13 protein-coding genes are annotated in these 20,964 nt (G+C 65.6%); 7 read left to right on the top strand and 6 right to left on the bottom strand.

Annotated features, from left to right (window positions below; translation table 11 throughout):
• Positions 1 to 27 precede the first annotated feature (27 nt).
• A complete protein-coding gene (gene gltB / locus P6U24_RS08630; protein ID WP_407160397.1) occupies positions 28 to 4,764 on the top strand; it encodes a glutamate synthase large subunit in 4,737 nt (1,578 codons plus the stop codon).
• Between the two features lie 297 nt (positions 4,765 to 5,061).
• Positions 5,062 to 6,510, top strand: a complete 1,449-nt coding sequence (locus P6U24_RS08625; RefSeq protein ID WP_407160396.1) for a glutamate synthase subunit beta — start codon at positions 5,062 to 5,064, stop codon at positions 6,508 to 6,510.
• A gap of 217 nt (positions 6,511 to 6,727) precedes the next feature.
• Here P6U24_RS08625 and P6U24_RS08620 read toward each other — a convergent pair whose 3' ends face one another.
• Together P6U24_RS08620 and P6U24_RS08615 are read right to left on the bottom strand one after the other, a co-directional pair.
• Positions 6,728 to 8,338 (bottom strand): ATP-binding protein, encoded by a 1,611-nt coding sequence (locus P6U24_RS08620; RefSeq protein WP_407158714.1) that lies wholly within the window; start codon positions 8,336 to 8,338, stop codon positions 6,728 to 6,730.
• A 321-nt stretch (positions 8,339 to 8,659) separates the two neighbouring features.
• Positions 8,660 to 9,349, bottom strand: coding sequence for a hypothetical protein (locus P6U24_RS08615; RefSeq protein WP_407158713.1), 690 nt, complete (start codon positions 9,347 to 9,349; stop codon positions 8,660 to 8,662).
• Between P6U24_RS08615 and P6U24_RS08610 the strand changes: the two genes are divergently transcribed.
• Positions 9,320 to 10,540: a Spy/CpxP family protein refolding chaperone gene (locus P6U24_RS08610; RefSeq protein WP_407158712.1), complete on the top strand. Its 1,221-nt coding sequence runs from the start codon at positions 9,320 to 9,322 to the stop codon at positions 10,538 to 10,540. The genes P6U24_RS08615 and P6U24_RS08610 overlap by 30 nt on opposite strands.
• A gap of 177 nt (positions 10,541 to 10,717) precedes the next feature.
• Here the strand turns inward: P6U24_RS08610 and P6U24_RS08605 are convergent, their stop codons facing one another.
• A complete protein-coding gene (locus P6U24_RS08605; protein ID WP_407158711.1) occupies positions 10,718 to 12,451 on the bottom strand; it encodes an outer membrane beta-barrel protein in 1,734 nt (577 codons plus the stop codon).
• Positions 12,452 to 12,623: 172 nt separating this feature from the next.
• Between P6U24_RS08605 and P6U24_RS08600 the strand changes: the two genes are divergently transcribed.
• On the top strand, positions 12,624 to 13,625 hold the full coding sequence (locus P6U24_RS08600; protein ID WP_407158710.1) for an SIS domain-containing protein: 1,002 nt from the start codon (positions 12,624 to 12,626) through the stop codon (positions 13,623 to 13,625).
• A gap of 101 nt (positions 13,626 to 13,726) precedes the next feature.
• Here the strand turns inward: P6U24_RS08600 and P6U24_RS08595 are convergent, their stop codons facing one another.
• On the bottom strand, positions 13,727 to 14,269 hold the full coding sequence (locus P6U24_RS08595; protein WP_407158709.1) for a carboxymuconolactone decarboxylase family protein: 543 nt from the start codon (positions 14,267 to 14,269) through the stop codon (positions 13,727 to 13,729).
• Between the two features lie 78 nt (positions 14,270 to 14,347).
• On the opposite strand from P6U24_RS08595, the gene P6U24_RS08590 reads away from it, so the two are divergent.
• Positions 14,348 to 14,677 (top strand): winged helix-turn-helix transcriptional regulator, encoded by a 330-nt coding sequence (locus P6U24_RS08590; protein WP_407158708.1) that lies wholly within the window; start codon positions 14,348 to 14,350, stop codon positions 14,675 to 14,677.
• A gap of 18 nt (positions 14,678 to 14,695) precedes the next feature.
• Here P6U24_RS08590 and hemH read toward each other — a convergent pair whose 3' ends face one another.
• The gene (gene hemH / locus P6U24_RS08585) at positions 14,696 to 15,733 is read right to left on the bottom strand and encodes a ferrochelatase (RefSeq protein WP_407158707.1); all 1,038 of its coding nucleotides are present in this window, start codon (positions 15,731 to 15,733) and stop codon (positions 14,696 to 14,698) included.
• A 92-nt stretch (positions 15,734 to 15,825) separates the two neighbouring features.
• Here hemH and P6U24_RS08580 point away from each other — a divergent pair, with 92 nt between their 5' ends.
• Positions 15,826 to 16,224 carry an MAPEG family protein gene (locus P6U24_RS08580; protein ID WP_407158706.1) on the top strand — a complete coding sequence of 133 codons (399 nt, stop codon included), beginning with the start codon at positions 15,826 to 15,828 and terminating at the stop codon, positions 16,222 to 16,224.
• 247 nt (positions 16,225 to 16,471) lie between these two features.
• Positions 16,472 to 18,580, top strand: coding sequence for a squalene--hopene cyclase (gene shc / locus P6U24_RS08575; RefSeq protein ID WP_407158705.1), 2,109 nt, complete (start codon positions 16,472 to 16,474; stop codon positions 18,578 to 18,580).
• Between the two features lie 213 nt (positions 18,581 to 18,793).
• Here the strand turns inward: shc and P6U24_RS08570 are convergent, their stop codons facing one another.
• A complete protein-coding gene (locus P6U24_RS08570) occupies positions 18,794 to 20,878 on the bottom strand; it encodes a M3 family metallopeptidase (RefSeq protein ID WP_407158704.1) in 2,085 nt (694 codons plus the stop codon).
• Positions 20,879 to 20,964 lie beyond the last annotated feature (86 nt).

The raw sequence follows: 20,964 nt of genomic DNA, 5'->3' as shown, positions 1-20,964 counted from the left end.
GCCCTTGCCGGAACGAAGGGGATGGATATGAGCGGATCGATGTTCGAGCACGACAGGATGGGTGGCGGTGTGCCGGCTCGGGATTCCCGTTCGAAACCGGCCGGCATCGCCCGCGAACTACACACGTGGCGCCCTGAGGCGGAAGGTCTGTACGATCCGGCGCAGGAGAAGGATTCCTGCGGCGTCGGCTTCATCGCCAACATCAAGGGCCAGAAGTCGCACCAGATCGTCTCCGACGCGCTGAACATCCTGTGCAATCTCGAGCATCGCGGCGCGGTCGGTGCCGACCCGCGCTTCGGCGACGGCGCCGGCATCCTGGTGCAGATCCCGCACGCCTTCTTCAAGCGCAAGGCCGCCGAGATTGGCTTCCAACTGCCTGATCCCGGCGAATATGCGATCGGCGCGCTGTTCATGCCGCGCGACACCGCCTGGCGCAACGTGATCAAGAGCATCATCGCCGACCAGATCAAGGCCGAGGGCCTGGTGCTGCTCGGCTGGCGCGTCGTGCCGACCGACAATTCCTCGCTCGGCGAGACCGTGAAGCCGACCGAGCCGACGCATATGCAGGTCTTCATCGGCCGCAATGGCGCGGCGAAGACCGAAGACGAGTTCGAGCGCCGGCTCTACATCCTGCGCAAGTCGATCTCGCAGGCGATCTATCAGCGCCGCGACCGCGGCATGGCCGGCTATTACCCCTGCTCGATGTCGTGCCGGACCGTGATCTACAAGGGCATGTTCCTGGCCGACCAGCTCGGCAAGTACTACGCCGATTTGCACGAGCCGGATTTCGAGAGCGCGCTGGCGCTGGTGCATCAGCGCTTCTCGACCAACACCTTCCCGACCTGGTCGCTGGCGCATCCCTACCGCATGATCGCGCATAATGGCGAGATCAACACGCTGCGCGGCAACGTCAACTGGATGGCGGCGCGCCAGGCCTCGGTCGCGTCCGACCTCTATGGCAAGGACATCAACCGTCTCTGGCCGATCTCCTATGAGGGCCAGAGCGACACCGCCTGCTTCGACAACGCGCTCGAATTCCTGGTGCAGGGCGGCTACTCGCTGCCGCACGCGGTCATGATGATGATCCCGGAGGCGTGGGCCGGCAATCCCTTGATGAGCGAGGAGCGCCGCTCCTTCTACGAATATCACGCCGCCCTGATGGAGCCGTGGGACGGCCCGGCCGCGATCGCCTTCACCGACGGCCGCCAGATCGGCGCCACGCTCGACCGCAACGGCCTGCGACCGGCGCGCTATCTCGTCACCAAGGACGACCGCATCGTGATGGCGTCCGAGATGGGCGTGCTCAAGATCCCGGAAGATCAGATCGTCACCAAATGGCGGCTGCAGCCGGGCAAGATGCTGCTGGTCGATCTCGAACAGGGCCGTCTCATTCCGGACGACGAGATCAAGGCGCAGCTGGCCGCCAGCCATCCCTACAAGCAGTGGCTCGACCGCACCCAGCTGCAGGTCGAGACGCTGCCGGACGCGCCGACCAAGGGCGCGCGCACCAACCTGTCGCTGCTCGATCGGCAGCAGGCGTTCGGCTACACCCAGGAAGACATCAACATCCTGATGACGCCGATGGCTTCGACCGGTGAGGAAGCCACCGGCTCGATGGGCAACGACACGCCGATCTCGGCGCTGTCGGACAAGCCGAAGCTGCTGTTCACCTACTTCAAGCAGAACTTCGCGCAGGTGACCAACCCGCCGATCGATCCGATCCGCGAGGAGCTGGTGATGAGCCTGGTCTCGATCATCGGCCCCCGCCCGAACCTGTTCGACCTGCAGGGCGTCGCCTCGACCAAGCGGCTCGAAGTGCGCCAGCCGATCCTGACCGATGCGGACCTGGAGAAGATCCGCTCGATCTCGCAAGTCTCCGACAGCCATTTCGTCTCACGCACGCTCGACACCACCTTCGATGCCTCGCTGGGCTCGGCCGGCTTCGAGCAGATGCTGGACGATCTCTGCGGCCGTGCGGAAGCAGCGGTGCGCGAAGGCGTCAACATCATCATCCTGTCGGACCGCATGGTCTCGGCCGATCGGATCCCGATCCCGTCGTTGCTGGCCTGCGCCGCCGTGCATCATCACCTGATCCGCACCGGCCTGCGCACGTCGGTGGGCCTCGTCGTCGAGAGCGGCGAGCCGCGCGAGGTGCATCACTTCGCCTGCCTCGCCGGCTACGGCGCCGAGGCAATCAACCCCTATCTCGCCTTCGAGACCATCATCGCGCTGAAGGACCGGCTGCCGTCGGCGCTCGACGACTATGAAATCGTCAAGCGCTACATCAAGTCGATCGGCAAGGGTCTGCTGAAGGTGATGTCCAAGATGGGCATCTCGACCTATCAGTCCTATTGCGGCGCGCAGATCTTCGACGCGGTCGGCCTGAAGGCCGAATTCGTCCAGAAGTTCTTCGCCGGCACCCATACGCGGATCGAAGGCGTTGGCCTCAACGAGATCGCCGAGGAGACCGCACGCCGTCACGCGGACGCGTTCGGCGAGGCGCTGGTCTACAAGAGCGCGCTCGATGTCGGTGGCGAATACGCCTTCCGCACCCGCGGCGAGGACCATGCCTGGACCGCGGAGTCGGTCTCGACGCTCCAACATGCGGTGCGCGGCAATTCGAGGGAGCGCTACCAGGCCTTCGCCAGGATCCTCAACGAGCAGTCCGAGCGGCTCGTCACCTTGCGTGGCCTGTTCCGGATCAAGTCGGCCGAGGACGAGAAGCGCAAGCCTGTGCCCTTGGACGAGGTCGAGCCGGCCAAGGAGATCGTCAAGCGCTTCGCCACGGGTGCGATGAGCTTCGGCTCGATCTCGCGCGAGGCGCACACGACGCTCGCGATCGCCATGAACCGGATCGGCGGCAAGTCGAACACCGGCGAAGGCGGCGAGGAAGCCGATCGCTTCAAGCCGCTTCCCAATGGCGATTCCATGCGTTCGGCGATCAAGCAGGTCGCCTCGGGCCGGTTCGGCGTGACGACGGAATATCTCGTCAACTCCGACATGATGCAGATCAAGATGGCGCAGGGCGCCAAGCCTGGCGAAGGCGGCCAGCTGCCCGGCCATAAGGTCGATGCCACCATCGCGAAGGTGCGGCATTCGACGCCAGGCGTCGGCCTGATCTCGCCGCCACCGCATCACGACATCTATTCGATCGAAGACCTCGCCCAGCTGATCTACGACCTGAAGAACGTCAATCCTGGCGGCCAGGTCTCGGTGAAGCTGGTGTCCGAAGTCGGCGTCGGCACGGTCGCCGCCGGCGTCGCCAAGGCGCGCGCTGACCATGTGACCATCGCGGGCTTCGAGGGCGGCACCGGTGCGTCTCCCCTCACCTCGATCAAGCATGCGGGCAGCCCGTGGGAGATCGGCCTTGCCGAAACGCACCAGACCCTGGTGCGCGAGCGGCTGCGCAGCCGCATCGTTGTCCAGGTCGACGGCGGCTTCCGGACCGGGCGTGACGTCGTGATCGGCGCGCTCTTGGGCGCGGACGAGTTCGGCTTCGCCACCGCGCCGCTCATCGCGGCCGGCTGTATCATGATGCGCAAGTGCCACCTCAACACCTGCCCGGTCGGCGTTGCGACGCAGGACCCGGTGCTGCGCAAGCGCTTCACCGGCCAGCCGGAGCATGTCATCAACTACTTCTTCTTCGTCGCCGAAGAAGTCCGTGAGATCATGGCGAGCCTGGGCTATCGCACCTTCAACGAGATGATCGGCCAGGTGCAGATGCTGGACCAGAGCCGGCTGGTGGCGCATTGGAAGGCCAAGGGTCTCGACTTCTCCAAGCTGTTCGTGAAGCAGACGGAGCAGCCGGGCCAGAAGATCTATCACGCGGAGGCCCAGAACCATCATCTGGAGGCCGTGCTCGACCGCAAGCTGATCGCGCAAGCGCAGCCCGCGCTCGACCGCGGTGCGCCGGTCAGAATCGAAGCCGAGATCAACAACACCGACCGCTCGGCCGGTGCGATGCTCTCGGGCGCCGTGGCCAAGATCTACGGCCATGCCGGCCTGCCGCATGACACCGTCCATGTCAGCCTGAAGGGCACCGCCGGTCAGGCGTTCGGCGCCTGGCTCGCGCATGGTGTCACCTTCGAGCTGGAAGGCGAAGCCAACGACTATGTCGGCAAGGGCCTGTCCGGCGGCCGCATCATCGTCAAGCCGCCGCGCAACTCGGGCATCGTGCCGGAGGAGTCGATCATCGTCGGCAACACCGTGATGTACGGGGCGATCTCGGGCGAGTGCTACTTCCGCGGCATCGCCGGCGAGCGCTTCGCGGTGCGCAACTCCGGCGCGGTCGCGGTCGTCGAAGGCGCCGGCGACCATTGCTGCGAATACATGACCGGCGGCATCGTGGTCGTGCTCGGCAAGACCGGGCGCAACTTCGCGGCCGGCATGTCGGGCGGCGTTGCCTACGTGCTCGACGAAGCCGGTGACTTCAGCAGGCTCTGCAACATGGCGATGGTCGAGCTGGAGCCGGTGCTGTCGGAGGAGATGATCGCCGAGAACGCCTATCATCAGTCCGGCGACCTCGAAGCACATGGCCGGGTCGATGTATTCCAGAATCTCTTGGCCTCCGATGTCGAGCGCCTGCACGTCTTGATCACGCGCCACGCCAAGGCGACAGGGTCGAAACGCGCGGAAGACATCCTGGCGAACTGGAGCAGCTATGTGCCGAAGTTCCGCAAGGTGATGCCGGTGGAGTACCGCCGCGCCCTGAAGGAAATGGCGGCCAATGCCGACGCCGAGCCGAAGATCGCGATCGGGGCGTAGGCGCAACTCAACCAAAGACGTCATTGCGAGCGCAGCGACTTGTCCGCCATAGCCCGAAGGGCGACGGCGGAAGCAATCCAGAAAGGCCAGAAAGCAAGAACTGGATTGCTTCGTCGCTTCGCTCCTCGCAATGACGGAGTGAGACAGAAAGGGCCTTCATCCTTTTAAGACGCGGCGCACGCGCCGCTCCCAGAGGATGAGGAAAATAGAACCGAATGTTTGTTCCTCATGGTGAGGAAGGTGCGCAGCACCGTCTCGAACCAGGAGGCTCGAATGGATCAGGGACGTCGAACGGGTATGGGCAAGGTCACAGGTTTTCTCGACATCGAGCGGCACGATCGCAAGTACGCGCCCGTTGCCGAGCGGCTGAAGCATTTCCATGAATTCGTCGTTCCCCTGAGCGAGAAGGACCTGCGCGACCAGGCCGCGCGCTGCATGAATTGTGGCATCCCCTATTGCCATGGCACCGGCTCGGCGGCGCCGGGCACGCCTGGCTGCCCGGTCAACAACCAGATCCCGGACTGGAATGACCTGATCTATCAGGGCAACTGGGAAGAGGCCTCGCGCAACCTGCACTCGACCAACAACTTCCCCGAATTCACCGGGCGCATCTGCCCCGCGCCATGCGAAGCGTCCTGCACGCTCAACATCGATGACAACCCGGTCACCATCAAGACGATCGAATGCGCCATCGTCGACAAGGCCTGGGAACAGGGCTGGCTGAAGCCGGAGCCGGCCGCGATCAAGACCGGCAAGAAGGTCGCGATCATCGGCGCAGGCCCGGCAGGTCTCGCGGCTGCACAGCAGCTCGCGCGCGCCGGCCACGACGTCCACGTCTATGAGAAGCATGCCAAGGCCGGAGGCCTACTGCGCTACGGCATTCCCGACTTCAAGATGGAGAAGGGCATCATCGACCGCCGCATCGCCCAGATGGAAGGCGAAGGCGTCACCTTCCATTACGGCGCCCATGTCGGCGCGGCCGGCGGAATTGACGCCAAGAGCCTGCTGAACGAGTACGACGCGGTCGCGCTGACCGGCGGCGCCGAGGCGCCGCGCGACCTGCCGATCCCCGGCCGTGATCTTGCCGGCATCCACTACGCGATGGACTTCCTGCCCCAGCAGAACCGCCGCGTTAGCAACGAGCCCGTCAACGCGACCGACATTCTCGCCGGCGGCAAGCATGTCGTGGTGATCGGCGGCGGCGACACCGGATCCGACTGCATCGGCACCTCGCTGCGCCAGGGCGCGCTCTCGGTGACGCAACTGGAGATCATGGCAGCTCCTCCCGAGCGCGAGAACAAGGGGCTGACCTGGCCGAACTGGCCGCTGAAGATGCGGACCTCGTCGAGCCAGGCCGAGGGCGCGGTGCGCGAATTCGCGGTGCTCACCCAGAAGTTCGAAGGCGAGAATGGAACGGTGAAGAAGCTGCATTGCGTGCGCGTCGATGGCCAGTTCAAGCCGATCCCGGGCACCGAGTTCGAGCTTGCCGCCGACCTCGTGCTGCTGGCGATGGGCTTCGTGCACCCGGTGCATGAGGGCCTGCTCAAGAGCCTCGGCGTCGATCTCGACCCGCGCGGCAACGTCAAGGCCAATTTGTCGGACTACCAGACCTCGCTGCCCAAGGTGTTCTCCGCCGGCGACATGCGTCGCGGACAGTCGCTGGTCGTCTGGGCCATCCGCGAGGGTCGGCTCTGCGCCCAGGCCATCGACAAATTCCTGATGGGCAAGACCGACCTGCCGCGGTGAGCAGCAGGCATCAGAGCTGACATAGCACTCGCGTTCACCGCAACTTCGGCTGTCATCGCCCGCGAAGGCGGGCGATCCGGTACTCCGAACTACCAGCGGTCGAATCGAGAGAGCCCGGCGTACTGGATGCCTCGCCTGCGCGGGGCATGACGACCATTTGTGTAGCTGAGCTCTTGTTCACCATACGCCGGCCTCGTTGCTCGCCGCCTGGACCACCTCACGTCGCCAGTGCCGTGCGGATGCCGCGCGCGAGATCGGAGCTGAGATAGGGCTTCGGCAGCAGCAGGACGCCGGCATCGAGCCGGCCATGATGCACGATGGCGTTCTCGGTGTAGCCTGACGTGTAGAGCACCTTCAGCCCCGGGCGGCGCTTCTGGGCCTCGGTCGCGAGCTGACGGCCGTTCATGCCGCCGGGCATCATCACGTCGGTGAACAGCAGATCGATAGGCTCGGGACCGTCGATGATATCCAGCGCCTCGGCGGCACTGGCGGCTGAGAGCGTGCGATAGCCCAGCCGTTCGATCTGCGCCACGACATAGTCACGCACCAGCAAATCGTCCTCGACGATCAGGATGGCTTCATCGCCATGCTCGCCCTCGCGCACGGCGAGGTCGGCTAGCGGTGCGTCCGCATCTATCTCGGGCGTATGGCCGGCCTGCGGCAGATAGAGCTTCACGGTGGTGCCGTGGCCCTCCTCGCTGTAGATCTTGATGTGGCCGTTCGACTGCTTGACGAAGCCATAGACCATGGACAGGCCGAGCCCCGAGCCCTTTCCGACCCCCTTGGTGGTGAAGAACGGCTCGAACACCTTGTCGAGCAGCGCGCCGGGAATGCCCTCTCCCGTGTCACTCACGGCGATCATCACATAGTTGCCGGGCTGAACATCACTATTCAGAGCGGCATAGTCGGCGTCGAGCACGACGTTCTTGGTCTCCAGGGTCAGCTTGCCGCCGTCTGGCATCGCATCGCGCGCGTTCAGCGCGAGGTTGAGGATCGCGGTGGAGAGCTGGCTGGGATCGATCAGCACCGGCGCGGCGTCGTCGGCCAGCATCGCCTCGATCTCGACCTGCACGCCGAGCGTCGGACGCAGCAGGCCGGCGACGTCGACAAGCAGCGCGTTGATGTCGGTCGAGCGCGGCTGCAGCGGCTGCTGCCGGGCAAAGGCCAGGAGATGCCGGGTCAGATCGGCGCCCCGTGTCGCCGCGGCGCCGATCATGGCGGTGATCTGGGCGAGCAGCGGCCGGTCCTTGACGCCATCGCTGAGCATCTCGATCGAGCCGGTGATCACGGTCAGGATGTTGTTGAAGTCGTGGGCGACGCCGCCGGTGAGCTGGCCGATCGCTTCCATCTTCTGTGCCTGCCGCACCTGGGCCTCGGTGGCCTCCATCTCCTGGAAGCGCCTGACCATGGCTTCCGCCTTTTGGCGCTGCCGGGTCTCCTCCTCGAGCGCCGCATAGGCCTGTTGAAGTTGGACGCGGGTCGACATCACGAGCAGACGCGGCAGCCCGACCAGCAGCGGGGCGGCGATCAACACCGACACCAGGGCCAGGAGGCCCTTGACGACGGCCTCGGCGCCGTAGGCCGGCGTCCACAGCGTGATGATGGAAAGTCCGCAGCTCACCGCGCCGAGCAGCGCGAAGACACCGAGTGCGGCGATCAATGCCACGAAGACCGGCAACATGTCGCCATGCCGGCGCCACAGGAAGATCGCGATGACGACGGCCAGCGATGCGAAGGCGCTGCCCAGCACGGCCTCGGAGGCCACATCGAACCAGAGTGATCCCGGCAGCCATTGCAGACAGGCGGCCTGCGGGGTGAGCGTCGACATCTTTCGGAACATCTCCAAGCAACGGCCGGGCTCCGGCGCCGGCGCAATCCGACGACTCGCAGCGACGCAGGAGCACCGCAGCAGATCATTCAGGTTTCCGCCTACCGCGCAAGCACGGGCCGGCAAACGCAACGGCGGTGGCTGCGCCGCGGGATGCGCAGATCGCCAGCCGCTCCAGAGCTGCGCCGACGTGGCTGCGGGGCGGCCACGACCGCGGCGCGCACCAGCTTGTTGAACGGCGGCACGACGGCGATGCTGCGGACCCTCATGCCGGAAAGGCAAGGTCCGACGCGCGGAACTTAATGATGCCCAAGACTGTTCCTAGATAAAGCTGTTCTTGAAGCAGTGTGTGGCGTTGCCGGCTTTTCCGACCGCCGTTTTGCATGGGAGGAAAACATGAGTATTTCCCGCAGGCAGGCTTCGCTGGTGGTAGCCGCAATCCTCGCAGGCGCCGTTACGAGCCTCACGCTGACCGGCTTGGCGCAAGCAGGCCCGGGCGGCGGTGGCTTCCATGGAGGTGGAGGCGGCGGCTTCCATGGCGGTGGAGGCGGCGGCTTTCACGGTGGCGGCGGTGGCGGTTTCCATCCCGGCGGTGGTGGAGGCTTTCATCCCGGTGGTGGTGGAGGCTTTCATCCCGGTGGTGGAGGTTTTCATGTAGGTGGCGGTGGCTTCCATCCCGGCGGCGGCTTCCATCCCGGCGGAGGCGGCTTCCATCCAGGCGCCATGCGCGCGGCCGGTGGTTTTCACGGCGGCGGCTTCCACCCGGGCGGCGGACCGCATGGCGGTTTTCACGCCATGCGTGGTGTCCCCGGCGGTGGTGGACACGGGTTTGCCGGCCACGTCCCCGCGGTGCACGGCTTTGCCGGTCACGGTCCATCCGGTCGCAGCTTCGTCGGCCACAACGCGCCTGGCCATGGTCCGGCCGGCTTCGCCGCAGGCAATCGTGCAGCCCCGATCAGCCACGCGGTCTCGAACCGCGTGATGCAGCGCAACGCGCGTGCCGTCGGCCATGCGCTATCTTCGCCGCAGGTCAGGACCGCCATGCACGCGCCCGGCGGTTTGCGCAATCCTGCAGGCCGCGCCGCGATCACCGCGGCCGTCGCCGGCGCCGCCTTCGCGCATCATCATGGCGGCCTGTGGTGGCGCCACGCCCATGGCGGCTTCGGCTGGGTCGGCCCGGTGTTCTGGCCCTATGCCTATGATGATTTCTATGACTACGCCTGGTGGGGCGGCGACTACGACCCGTTCTGGGATTACGGCTACGGCGATCTCTATGCCGGGCTGTTCGGCCCCTATGACTACGGCACGCTGAATGCCTATGCCGCCTATCTGCCGGAGACCACCGGCTCGGTACGCCGTGCGCGTGCGGCCAGGACCAGGGACACGTCGGCGACGCTGGCCGACATGTGCGGCAGCGACAGCAAGACCATCGCCGGCTTCCCGGTCGAGCAATTCCGCAACGCCATCCAGCCCAATGCAGAGCAGGCGGCGGCACTCGACGATCTCGCCAATGCCTCGCAGCAGGCGGCCGAGATCATCCGCAACTCCTGCCCGAAGGACGTGGCACTGACCGCGCCGAGCCGGCTCGCCGCCATGCAGGAGCGCGTCCAGGCGATGCGCGATGCCGTCAATACCGTGAAGCCGGCGCTCAACAGGTTCTACGGGCTGCTCAGCGACGACCAGAAAGCCAAGATCACCGCGCTGGCGGCGGAGCAGCGTGGCGCACAGCAGGGCGACACCAGCGCGAGCGGCGGCAGCTGCGCGGCGGCCCAATCTGCCGCGGCGGATTCTGCGATGCCTTGGCCGAGCGAGCAGATCGAGCGCGACGTCAACCCGACCGATGCGCAGCGCGCGAGCCTCACTGCTCTGCAGGATGCAACGGCGAAGGCTGCCGACATCCTCAAATCATCCTGCCCGCCGAGCGAGGCGCGCACGCCGCCCGCCCGGTTGGACGCGGTCGGCAGCAGGCTCGATGCGATGCTGCAGGCGCTCGGCACCGTGCGCCCGGCGCTTGACACCTTCTACAATTCGCTCAGCGACGAGCAGAAGGCCGCCTTCGATGCCATCGGGCCGGCGCGCAACGGCGCCGCGATGGCCTCCGCTGACGAGGACGAGGCGCCGCGGCATTCACACCATCGCCGTCATCATCACGGCCACGGCATCGGCATGCGCGGCCTGGTGTTTCGAATGATGGGGCTGTGAGTCACTCGTCATTGCGAGCGAAGCGAAGCAATCCAGAGCCAACTAAGAAATCTGGATTGCTTCGTCGCCTTCGGCTCCTCGCAATGACGACGCAAGGTCATCGCCCGCTTCATCGCGGGTACGACGACCATCTGTGCAGCAGCGCTTGCCGTTCAAACAAGCGACGCGCGTCGCGCCTCAGTTCTGCAGCCTCACGCCCAGCAGCAGCACGGTCGCGGCCGAGCTCGCGCCAACGACGTTGGAGTCGAGCACGTCGCGGCGGAGCGTGCCCTTGAGCCACAGACTGCGGGTCATCTTGTAGATGACGTCGCCTTCGAGCGAGTACGTCTTGTCGCTGCGGCCAGAGCCCTGATAGTCGAGCGTGCCGACCGTGAATTTGCCGATTCCCGTGAGCCAGCGGCGGAAGTCGTGATCGACCTCGACCGTATAGGTGCGCACCAGGACGCCGGACGCGCCGGCGACGGTGGTTTCCGCAAGCTGAGTGTCGGAGAAGAATTTTGCCGTCGTCAGCGGCGTCGCCGCCCACACGAGCGAGGCCGTGGTCAGGAAGCCCTCGAGCCGGTTGAGCCGGGGATCGACATAGTTGCGCGCGGCATAGCCGATCGAGACCTCACCGGTCATCAGCCGCGTCAGCTCGAACGAGGTACCGGCCTTGGCGTAGCCGCCGCTCGAATCGCGCTGAAAGCCGGCGCGGTCGAGGCGCAGATCGTGCACGCGGCTGTCGCCCTGGATTTCGGCGAACGGCTTGAGCCATGGCAGCACCTCATAGGAGATGCGCCCTACCCCGCCATACTGGTTGAAATTGCGGTCGTCGTTCGACGAGGTCAACCCGTCGGTGAGCTTGCTCTGCTGATAGCTCGTGCGGTCGACCGTGGCGCCGGCCGAGACCTGCAGCCGGTTGAAGCGCTGGTCGAAGCCGATGGTCGAGCCGAGCGTGGTGTAGACAGGATATTCGGAAAGCCCGGCCTGGATGTTCGGGCTGCCGGGATTGTCGGTCGCCGCGCGCAAGCGGAGTTGCGCGGTGATATCGGTGTCGCGGGTGACGTCGAGCCGGCCGTCGACATGGCCCGTGAAATCCGGGCGGTCGAGCTTGGTCGCCGCTGCATTGACGCCGCCGTCGATGCTGGCCGGCGAGGTGCCGCCATAGCCGGTGAACGAGCCTCGGAGATCGGCGACCAGCGCGTGGCGCTCCCAGTCCGACACCGCCAAAAATTCCGGCGCCACCACCCAGTACGGCAAGCCGCGCTCATTGGCGAGCCGGCCCGGATTGGAGTCATAGCCGGCCGAGATCTCGACCGCCGACTTCACCATGAACGGGCCGACATAATCTCCGATCGCGCCGAACGGATCGTCATCGCCGTTGAGCCGCTTGCGCGCCGGCTGGCCGATGACGGTGCCAGCCATGGCAGGCGCGATCGGCTGCTTGTTGACGCCAGCCGAAGGCCTCGAAAGCCGGAGCTGGCTAGCGAGATCCGGCTGCGATCCATCCGACGCTGGCGTGCCGGATCCAGGCGGTGGCTTCGGGCGCGCCTGCGCGGGATAGTATTTCGGCTTCTTGCGGGTGCGGTTCAGGGAGTCGTAGCCGGTCGCCGCCGCGCCGCTCGCGGCCGGCAGGCCGTAGGTCGGCAGCCGACCGATCCGCGACGGCGCCTTGCGGTCGGCGCTACGGGATCTGGGTGGGTTGTTGGGGTCCGGCATGGCATCCGCTGGGCTGCCGACGGCCGGGGTCCGGCGCAGCGGCGAATCCTGCGGCGCCAGGAAACCGTCACGCACCGGGCTCAGCACGTCCATGGTCTGGGCGCTCGCGGGTGTTAACGGAACCGTGCCGGCCGAGGCGAGCAGAAGGCACGCAAGAGATGCGCGCAAGATCGGCGCACGCGTCTTGCGCGCCCTGGCGGACCTCCACCCCACGGCCAAAATACCCCAACGAAATCAGTAATTTCCCCAGACAGCCCCGCGCCATCAGGACAATCGCCGTTAAGGGAGTAAAAACAAATATGGTTAATGGGCTGTTGATGGCCCTCTTGTCGCCGCACCCGTGCTAAAGACCCGGCGTGTTGCAGCCCCGTCGCTCCGAATCGCCATGCCCAAATCGAAACCGTCGATCGCCCCGCCCGCCGCCCATGCCGACGTGCAATCGGCGCTGCGCACGCTGGAGGCCGGCAGCAACGGAATCGCCGCGATCTCGGCAGCGCTGCAGGGCCCCCTCGCGCCCGCCTTCGTCGCCGCGGTCGAGCTGATTCGTGAGGCGAAGGGGCGTGCCATCATCACCGGGCTCGGCAAGTCCGGGCACGTCGCACGCAAGTTCGCCGCCACCCTGGCCTCAACCGGCACGCCCGCGTTCTTCGTCCATGCCGCGGAAGCCGGGCATGGGGACCTTGGCATGATCACCGCCGACGACGTCATCATCGCATTGTCCTGGTCCGGCGAACAACCGGAGCTGAAGACGCTGATCAATTACGCCAAGCGCTTTGCAATCCCGTTGATTGCAATGACCTCAAGCGCGACGTCGTCGCTCGGCGCGGCAGCGGGCATCGTGCTCGAACTGCCGAAGGCACGTGAGGCCTGCCCGCACAATCTCGCGCCGACCACGTCGACGCTGATGCAGGCCGCAATGGGCGACGCGCTCGCGATCGCTCTATTGGAGAGCCGTGGCTTCACCGCGCTCGAATTTGCCAATTTCCATCCGGGCGGCAAGTTAGGCGCCATGCTCAAGCACATCTCCGACCTGATGCGCTCGGGCGATGCGGTGCCGCTGAAGCCCGTGGGCACCGTGATGTCGGAGGCGCTGGTCGAGATGTCGGCCAAGGGGCTCGGCTGCGTCGTCATCGTCAACGCGAGCGGCCACGTTGCCGGCATCATCACCGATGGCGATCTTCGCCGGAAGATGCGCTCCGACCTGCTCACGGTGTCCGTCGACGAGATCATGACACCGAGCCCGAAGACGGTGCGCAGCGACGCGCTCGCCTCCGAGGCGCTGGAGATCCTGAACTCGGCGAAGATCACGACGCTCGTCGTCACCGATGCCGGCAAGCCGGTCGGCATTTTGCACATGCACGACCTGCTGCGCGCCGGCGTGGCTTAAGCCTCTCCATCTTCATTGCGAGCCGCGTAGCGCCGAAGCAATCCAGAATCTTCGCATCATGCTGGATTGCTTCGCTTCGCTCGCAATGACGGAGAAGATCATCAGCCAACCGGAAACCGCGCCGCATCGTCCTCCAGCGGCAAGGCCAGTCCGTTCGCGAGATAGGACACGGTGCGATAGAAGCCGCAGAGCAGGATGATCTCCAGGATCTGGTCGTCATCGTAATGCGCTTTGACGGCAGCGAATTCGGCATCGCTCAGGGTCGAACGATGATGCAGGGCATCGACCGCCGCAATCAGTGCCCGCTCTGCCGCCGACCAGCACGGCGCGTCGGCGCCGCCGATCACGGTGGCTCGGACCTCTTCAGCGCCGAGGCGAGCTCCTTGCGCAAACACGCTGACATGCACGCCCCATTCATATTCGCAGGCATTCAGCGCGCAGGTGCGGTCGATGACGATCTCCCGCGCGCGGAGCGGCAGCGGTCCGCGATCCAGCAGGCTGCCGGCGGTGAATTTCTCCCACGCTCGTGCGTGGCCGGCCATGACGCGGAACAGCGCAAGCGGCGGCGCGCCGCGCATGATGCGGTCGAACTGGGCCTGGATATGGGGCGGATAAGGCGGCGCGAGCGCGGCGATCCGGGACATGCGGGCGTCCTTCCCTTATTGCTACATTTATTGTAGCGATACGCTACATTTTCCGTAGCGACATGCAAGGATGATTCGATGCCCAAGCCGGCGACATCGCATGCCGTCCGCGGCTCCCGAACCGGACGGCCGATCATGGCACTGCTCGACCTGTTGGGCCGGCGCTGGAGCCTGCGGATTCTCTGGGAGTTGCGGGATCATGCCCTGACCTCGCGGGCGCTGCGCGCGGCCTGCGACGAGGCCTCACCGACGGTGTTGCAAAGTAGGCTTGATGAGCTGCGCGAGGCCGGCTTCATCGCGCTCGGCGATACTGGCTATGCGCTGACACCGCTCGGGCGCGAGCTTTACGCAACCTTCATGCCGCTGCACGGCTTCGCCGAGCGCTGGCGCAAACGGCAAAGCGGCTAGAGCACCGCCGTGGCTTGATCAAATCCAGCCCTGCAGCTCGCGCATCACCAGCTGCTGGATCACGTCCATGCCCTCTTCGCTGTCATTCAGGCAGGGAATCGCGGCGAACTGCTCGCCGCCATTGTGCTTGAAGATCTCGGCGTTCTCGCCGGCGATCTCCTCCAGCGTCTCCAGGCAGTCGGCGGCAAAGCCCGGCATCACCACTGCTATCCGCTTGACGCCGTCTCGCGCCAGCTTCTCGATGGTCTTGTCGGTGTAGGGCTGCAGCCATTCGGCGCGGCCAAAACGCGACTGGAAGGTGAGCAGGAGCTTCGTCTCGTCGAGCCCGAGCCGCTTGCGCAGCAAGGCCGTGGTGGCGATGCACTGCTCGCGATAGGGATCGCCCTTGTCGACATACTCCGTCGGCATGCCGTGGAATGAGGCCACGATCAGCTCCGGCTCGAAGGACAGCGTCTTCAGATGATTCTCGATCGAGCTCGCTAAGGCCTCGATGTAGAAATCGTCGTCATAATATGGCGGCGTCACCCGCAAGGTCGGCTGCGCACGCAAGCGGGTGAGCACCCGGAAAGCCTCATCGCAGACGGTTGCGGAGGTGGCGGCCGAATATTGCGGATAGAGCGGCACCAGCAGGATGCGATCGCAGCCCTGCGCCATCAGCGCGTCGATACCCGCCTTGATCGACGGATTGCCGTAGCGCATCGCCCAGTCCACCACGACATGGGCGCGGTCCGCGATCCCAGCGGCGAGCTTGTCGCTCTGCGCGCGGGTGATGGTTTTCAGCGGGGACTCATCCAGCTCGTTGTTCCAGATGGTCTGATAGTCGCGCGCCTTCTGTTTCGGCCGCCTGCGCAGGATGATGCCGTTGAGCACGACCTTCCAGAGCAGGCCCTGATCCTCGATCACGCGCGGGTCGGACAGGAACTCCTTCAGATACACCCTCACCCCGGCCGCATTGGCGGTATCGGGCGTGCCGAGATTGACCAGCAGCACGCCGACGCGCGAGACCTTTGCAGACGGTGAGGCTTCGGCCTGAGAGGGGGAGACGGCGATGGTCATGGGCCTTTTGCAGTTCTGGTCGCAGGTGGCTTGGCGGGTGAGCCTTGCCAAGATAATGACGATTTAGCTGATGTCATCGGGCCGGAGGAGCCATGACCGTTGCGGAATGGTGCGTTTTCGCCAGCGTGATGCTGTATCTCCTGACGATCGTGCCGGTGAAATGGGCCAATGCGAAGCAGTATGACAACGCCCGGCCTCGCGATCCGGCCTTCTACCAAGATGGCCTCCGCTCGCGTGCGCTCGGCGCGCACCAGAACGGCATCGAGGCGTTCCCGTTCTTCGCCGCGGCCGTGCTGCTCGCCGAATTCCGCGGCGCACCGCAGAACCTGATCAACGAGCTGTCGGTCTTGTTCGTGATCGTGCGAGCGGCCTATGTGCTGACCTATGTCGGCGACCGCCCGTCGCTCCGCTCGATCCTGTGGACGCTCGGCTTCCTGATCACCGCGGCCATCTTCTTCCTGCCGCTGATCCGCAATTACCTGCCCCTCTGAGCGACATTTACCACCGCACCGCGCCGGCGAGGCATGTCACGCCTGCATGACCGGCAGCGCGTTCGTCATCATCACCGAAACCCGCGGATTTGACCGCCAAAACCGCCGTTTTCGTTGCCATTCAGGCCCTGCGGCCGAAGGTCTCGTGAATTGGCTTGATCGCGGAAATTGCCTATACGGCGGGGTCAGATCCTAGAAATCCGCCAGATGGAGCGCCCGACCCGGGCCGCCAGGGGAATTTGTGCTGATGACGTTGAGTGGCCCGACATCCGAGCCCGCCGCGCGCGAGGAAGGCAATTTCGAGACCGCCTTGCGATCGACGGTGCGGACGGCGACCGAGTGGCTGATCGCGAACCAGAAGCCCGATGGCCATTGGGTGGGACGCGCCGAATCCAATGCCTGCATGGAGGCGCAATGGTGCCTCGCACTGTGGTTCATGGGGCTCGAGGATCACCCGCTGCGCAAGCGGCTGGGGCAGGCACTGCTCGATACCCAGCGGCCCGACGGCGCCTGGCAGATCTATTACGGCGCGCCGAACGGCGACATCAACGCCACGGTTGAGTCCTATGCGGCGCTGCGCTCCCTGGGCTTTCGCGACGAGGAGCCGGCGCTCACCCGCGCGCGCCAATGGATTGAGGCCAAGGGCGGCCTGCGCAATGTGCGTGTCTTCACCCGCTATTGGCTCGCCCTGCTCGGCGAATGGCCGTGGGAGAAGGTGCCGAACATCCCGCCGGAGGTGATCTGGTTTCCGGTCTGGTTTCCGTTCTCGATCTACAATTTCGCGCAATGGGCGCGCGCCACCCTGATGCCGATCGCGGTGCTGTCGGCGCGGCGGCCGAGCCGGCCGCTGCCGCGCGAGAACCGGCTGGACGCGCTGTTTCCGCGCGGACGCGAGGCGTTCGACTACGAGCTACCGGTGAAGGCCAATGCCGGCGGCTGGGACAAGTTCTTTCGCGGGGCAGACAAGGTTCTCCACGCGCTGCAGAACTTCGGCAACCGGCTGAACCTCGGACTGTTTCGCCCGGCAGCGACCAGCCGGGTGCTGGAATGGATGATCCGCCATCAGGATTTCGACGGCGCCTGGGGCGGCATCCAGCCGCCCTGGATCTATGGCCTGATGGCGCTCTACGTCGAAGGCTACCCGCTCAATCATCCGGTCATGGCCAAGGGCCTCGACGCGCTGAACGATCCCGGCTGGCGCGTCGATGTCGGCGAGGCCACCTACATCCAGGCCACCAACAGCCCGGTGTGGGACACGATCCTGACGCTGCTGGCCTTCGACGATGCCGGCGTCGTAGGTGACTATCCGGAAGCAGTCGACAAGGCCGTGAACTGGGTGCTCGAGCGCCAGGTGCGCGTGCCCGGCGACTGGTCGGTGAAGCTGCCGCACGTCAAGCCGGGCGGCTGGGCCTTCGAATACGCCAACAACTATTATCCCGACACGGACGACACCGCGGTGGCGCTGATCGCGCTGGCGCCGCTGCGTCATGAGCCGAAATGGAAGGCCAAGGGCATCGACGAGGCGATCCAGCTGGGCGTCGACTGGCTGATCGGCATGCAGAGCAAGAGCGGCGGCTGGGGCGCCTTCGACAAGGACAACAATCAGGAGATCCTTACCAAGATTCCGTTCTGCGACTTCGGCGAGGCGCTCGACCCGCCCTCGGTCGACGTGACAGCTCATGTGATCGAGGCGTTCGGCAAGCTCGGCCTCTCGCGCAACCATCCCGCCATGGCGCGCGCGCTCGATTTCGTCCGCCGCGAGCAGGAGCCGGAAGGGCCGTGGTTCGGCCGCTGGGGTGTGAACTACGTCTACGGCACCGGCGCCGTGCTGCCCGCACTGGCTGCGATCGGCGAGGACATGAGCCAGCCCTACATCGTCAGAGCCTGCGATTGGCTCGTGGCGCACCAGCAGGACAATGGCGGCTGGGGCGAGAGCTGCGCCTCCTACATGGACGTCTCGGCGGTGGGCCGCGGCAAGACGACCGCCTCGCAGACCGCCTGGGCGCTGATGGCGCTGCTCGCTGTCAATCGGCCCGAGGACCGCGAAGCCATCGAGCGCGGCTGCACCTATCTCGTCGAGCATCAGTCGGCAGGCACCTGGGCCGAACCGGAGTTCACCGGCACCGGCTTCCCCGGCTATGGCGTCGGCCAGACCATCAAGCTGACGGATCCGAGCCTGTCAGAGCGCCTGATGCAGGGCCCGGAGCTCTCCCGCGCCTTCATGCTGCGCTATGGCATGTATTGTCACTACTTCCCGCTGATGGCGCTCGGCCGCGCCCTGCGGCCACGGGCACATGGCAAGGTGGCGGCAGCACCCAGGGCAGCGGAGCAGAGCGCTGCGGACGCGGTGATGTGAGAACCAGGCCGCCCGAGGAAGGCGTTGAGCGCGCCGCCTCACACTCAATGTCATGCTCCGCGCAGGCGGAGCATCCAGTACGCCGCGGCTTATCGATTGATCACTGCCGTCTCTGGATACTGGATCGTCCGCCTTCGCGGACGATGACAGCGGTGTGAACGGAGACAACAGAGTGAACGGATCGAGCGTCGCGCCTAAGCGCGACGTCTACCCTCACGCCGCCTCGGGCACGTCGAGCAGGCCGCGCCGGCGCAAGAGCGCGTCCGGCTCCGGCTCGCGGCCGCGGAAGGCGACGTAGGCTGCTTCCGGATCGACCGAGCCGCCGGAGGCGTAGATGTTGTCGAGCAGGCGCTTGGCGGTCGGAGGATCGAAGATGTCGCCGGCCTCCTCGAAGGCGCCGAAGGCATCGGCGTCCATCACCTCCGACCACATGTAGCTGTAATAGCCCGACGCGTAGTGGTCGCCGGAGAAGATGTGGCCGAACTGGGTCGGCCGATGCCGCAGCACGATTTCCGCGGGCATGCCGATTTTCTCCAGCTCGGCCCGTTCGAAGGCAGCTACATCCTTGGCTGCTGCGGCCGGCTGGGTGTGGAATTCGAGATCGATCAGCGCCGAGGAGACGAACTCGACGGTGGCAAAGCTCTGGTTGAATTTGCGTGCGGCGAGAAAACGCTTCAGGAGATCCTCCGGCAGCGGCTCGCCGGTCTGATAGTGCGTGGCGAAGCGCTGCAGCACTTCGGGCCGCTCCTGCCAGTGCTCGTAGAGCTGCGAGGGCAGCTCAACGAAATCGGTGAACACGGAGGTGCCGGACAGCGAGGGATAGGTCACATCGGACATCATGCCATGCAGGGCGTGACCGAACTCGTGGAACAGGGTTCGAGCGTCATCCGGCGACAGCAGGCAGGGCTGCCCGTCAGCGCCTTTGGCGAAGTTGCAGACGTTGATGATCAGCGGCGCGATCGCGAAATCGAGCTTTTGCTGGTCGCGCAGCGAGGTCATCCAGGCGCCGGACCGCTTCGAGGGCCTGGCAAAGTAGTCGCCATAGAACAGCGCCTTGTGCGCACCATTGGCGTCTTTGACCTCCCACACTCTCACATCAGGATGCCAGACCGGGACGTCGTGACGCTCCGTGAAGGTGACGCCGAACAGCCGCGTGGCGCAGTCGAACGCGGCGGCGATCATGGTCTCCAGCGTCAGATATGGCTTGATCGCGGCATCGTCGAAATCGGCCTTGGCCTGCCGTAGCTTCTCGGCGTAGTAGCGCCAATCCCAGGGGGCGAGCTGAAAATTGCCGCCCTCCGCGGCGATCAACTTCTGCAGCTCGTCGCGGTCGGCCAGCGCCTTGGCTCGCGCCGGCTTCCAGACCCGCTCCAAGAGGCCACGCACGGCCTCCGGCGTCTTGGCCATGGAGTCCTCCAGCCGGTAGGCGGCATAGGTCGGGAAGCCCATGATCCCAGCGGCCTCCTCGCGGAGCGACAGGATCTCGCCGATGACGGCGTTGTTGTCGTTGTCATTGCCGTTGTCACCGCGCGCGGTGAAGGCGCGGAAGACCTTCTCGCGCAGGTCGCGTCGGCTGGAGCTCTGCAGGAACGGCTCGACCGAGGAGCGCGACAAGGTCACGATCGCCTTGCCGGGCATGCCGCGCTCTTCCGCCGCAGCCTTGGCGGCGGCAATGAAGCTGTCGGACAGGCCGGCGCGATCGTCCTCGCCGAGCTCCAGGAACCAGCTCTGCTCGTCCCCGAGCAGGTGGTGACTGAAAGTCGTGCCCAGCTGGGCCAGCCGCTCGTTGATCTCGGCCATGCGTTGCTTGGCGTCCTCGGAGAGGCCGGCACCGGCGCGGCGGAAGCGGTTGTAGGTGCGCTCAAGCAGCCGCTGCTCCTCGCCGGTCAGCTTCAGGCTGGCGCGGTTGTCGTGCAACAGCGCGATGCGGCCGAACAGCACGGCGTTCATCAATATAGGATTCCAATGTCGCGCCATGCGCAGGGAGACGTCTTTGTCGATCTCCAGGATCTCCGGGCTCGAATGCGCCGAGACCAGGTCGTAGAACACCGCAGACACTTTCGAGAGCAGCTTGCCGGAGCGCTCGAGCGCCGTGATCGTGTTGGCGAAGTCGGGCTGCGCCGGGTCATGAGTGATGGCGGCGATCTCGGCAGCGTGATCGGCAAAGGCGCGCTCGAAGGCGGGCAGGAAATGTTCCGGCTTGATCTCGTCGAAGGGCGGCGTCTGGTGCGGCGTCTCCCAGGGCTTCAGGAGCGGATTGGCTTTTTCGGCAACGGTGGTGCTGGCTGAATCTGACATCGCGAGAGGCCCGTCTTTGAACCGGAATTGTCCTGACCAGATATAGCATCTGGCGGGCCATTTTCAGGCCTTTAACACTTGCGAGG

The sequence above is a fragment of the Bradyrhizobium sp. STM 3557 genome (genome assembly GCF_045571465.1).
Classification (GTDB): domain Bacteria; phylum Pseudomonadota; class Alphaproteobacteria; order Rhizobiales; family Xanthobacteraceae; genus Bradyrhizobium.
The sequence above is the reverse complement of the archived record's forward strand: the minus strand, read 5'-3'. Positions and strand labels throughout refer to the sequence as shown.

What these genes read in the sequence shown, in the direction of transcription:
- gltB (WP_407160397.1), top strand. Translation starts at nt 28, where the DNA reads ATGAGCGGATCGATGTTCGAGCACGACAGGATGGGTGGCGGTGTGCCG.
- P6U24_RS08625 (WP_407160396.1), top strand. Translation starts at nt 5,062, where the DNA reads ATGGGCAAGGTCACAGGTTTTCTCGACATCGAGCGGCACGATCGCAAG.
- P6U24_RS08620 (WP_407158714.1), bottom strand. Translation starts at nt 8,338, where the DNA reads ATGTCGACGCTCACCCCGCAGGCCGCCTGTCTGCAATGGCTGCCGGGA.
- P6U24_RS08610 (WP_407158712.1), top strand. Translation starts at nt 9,320, where the DNA reads ATGCAGCGCAACGCGCGTGCCGTCGGCCATGCGCTATCTTCGCCGCAG.
- P6U24_RS08615 (WP_407158713.1), bottom strand. Translation starts at nt 9,349, where the DNA reads ATGGCCGACGGCACGCGCGTTGCGCTGCATCACGCGGTTCGAGACCGC.
- P6U24_RS08600 (WP_407158710.1), top strand. Translation starts at nt 12,624, where the DNA reads ATGCCCAAATCGAAACCGTCGATCGCCCCGCCCGCCGCCCATGCCGAC.
- P6U24_RS08595 (WP_407158709.1), bottom strand. Translation starts at nt 14,269, where the DNA reads ATGTCCCGGATCGCCGCGCTCGCGCCGCCTTATCCGCCCCATATCCAG.
- P6U24_RS08590 (WP_407158708.1), top strand. Translation starts at nt 14,348, where the DNA reads ATGCCCAAGCCGGCGACATCGCATGCCGTCCGCGGCTCCCGAACCGGA.
- hemH (WP_407158707.1), bottom strand. Translation starts at nt 15,733, where the DNA reads ATGACCATCGCCGTCTCCCCCTCTCAGGCCGAAGCCTCACCGTCTGCA.
- P6U24_RS08580 (WP_407158706.1), top strand. Translation starts at nt 15,826, where the DNA reads ATGACCGTTGCGGAATGGTGCGTTTTCGCCAGCGTGATGCTGTATCTC.
- shc (WP_407158705.1), top strand. Translation starts at nt 16,472, where the DNA reads ATGACGTTGAGTGGCCCGACATCCGAGCCCGCCGCGCGCGAGGAAGGC.
- P6U24_RS08570 (WP_407158704.1), bottom strand. Translation starts at nt 20,878, where the DNA reads ATGTCAGATTCAGCCAGCACCACCGTTGCCGAAAAAGCCAATCCGCTC.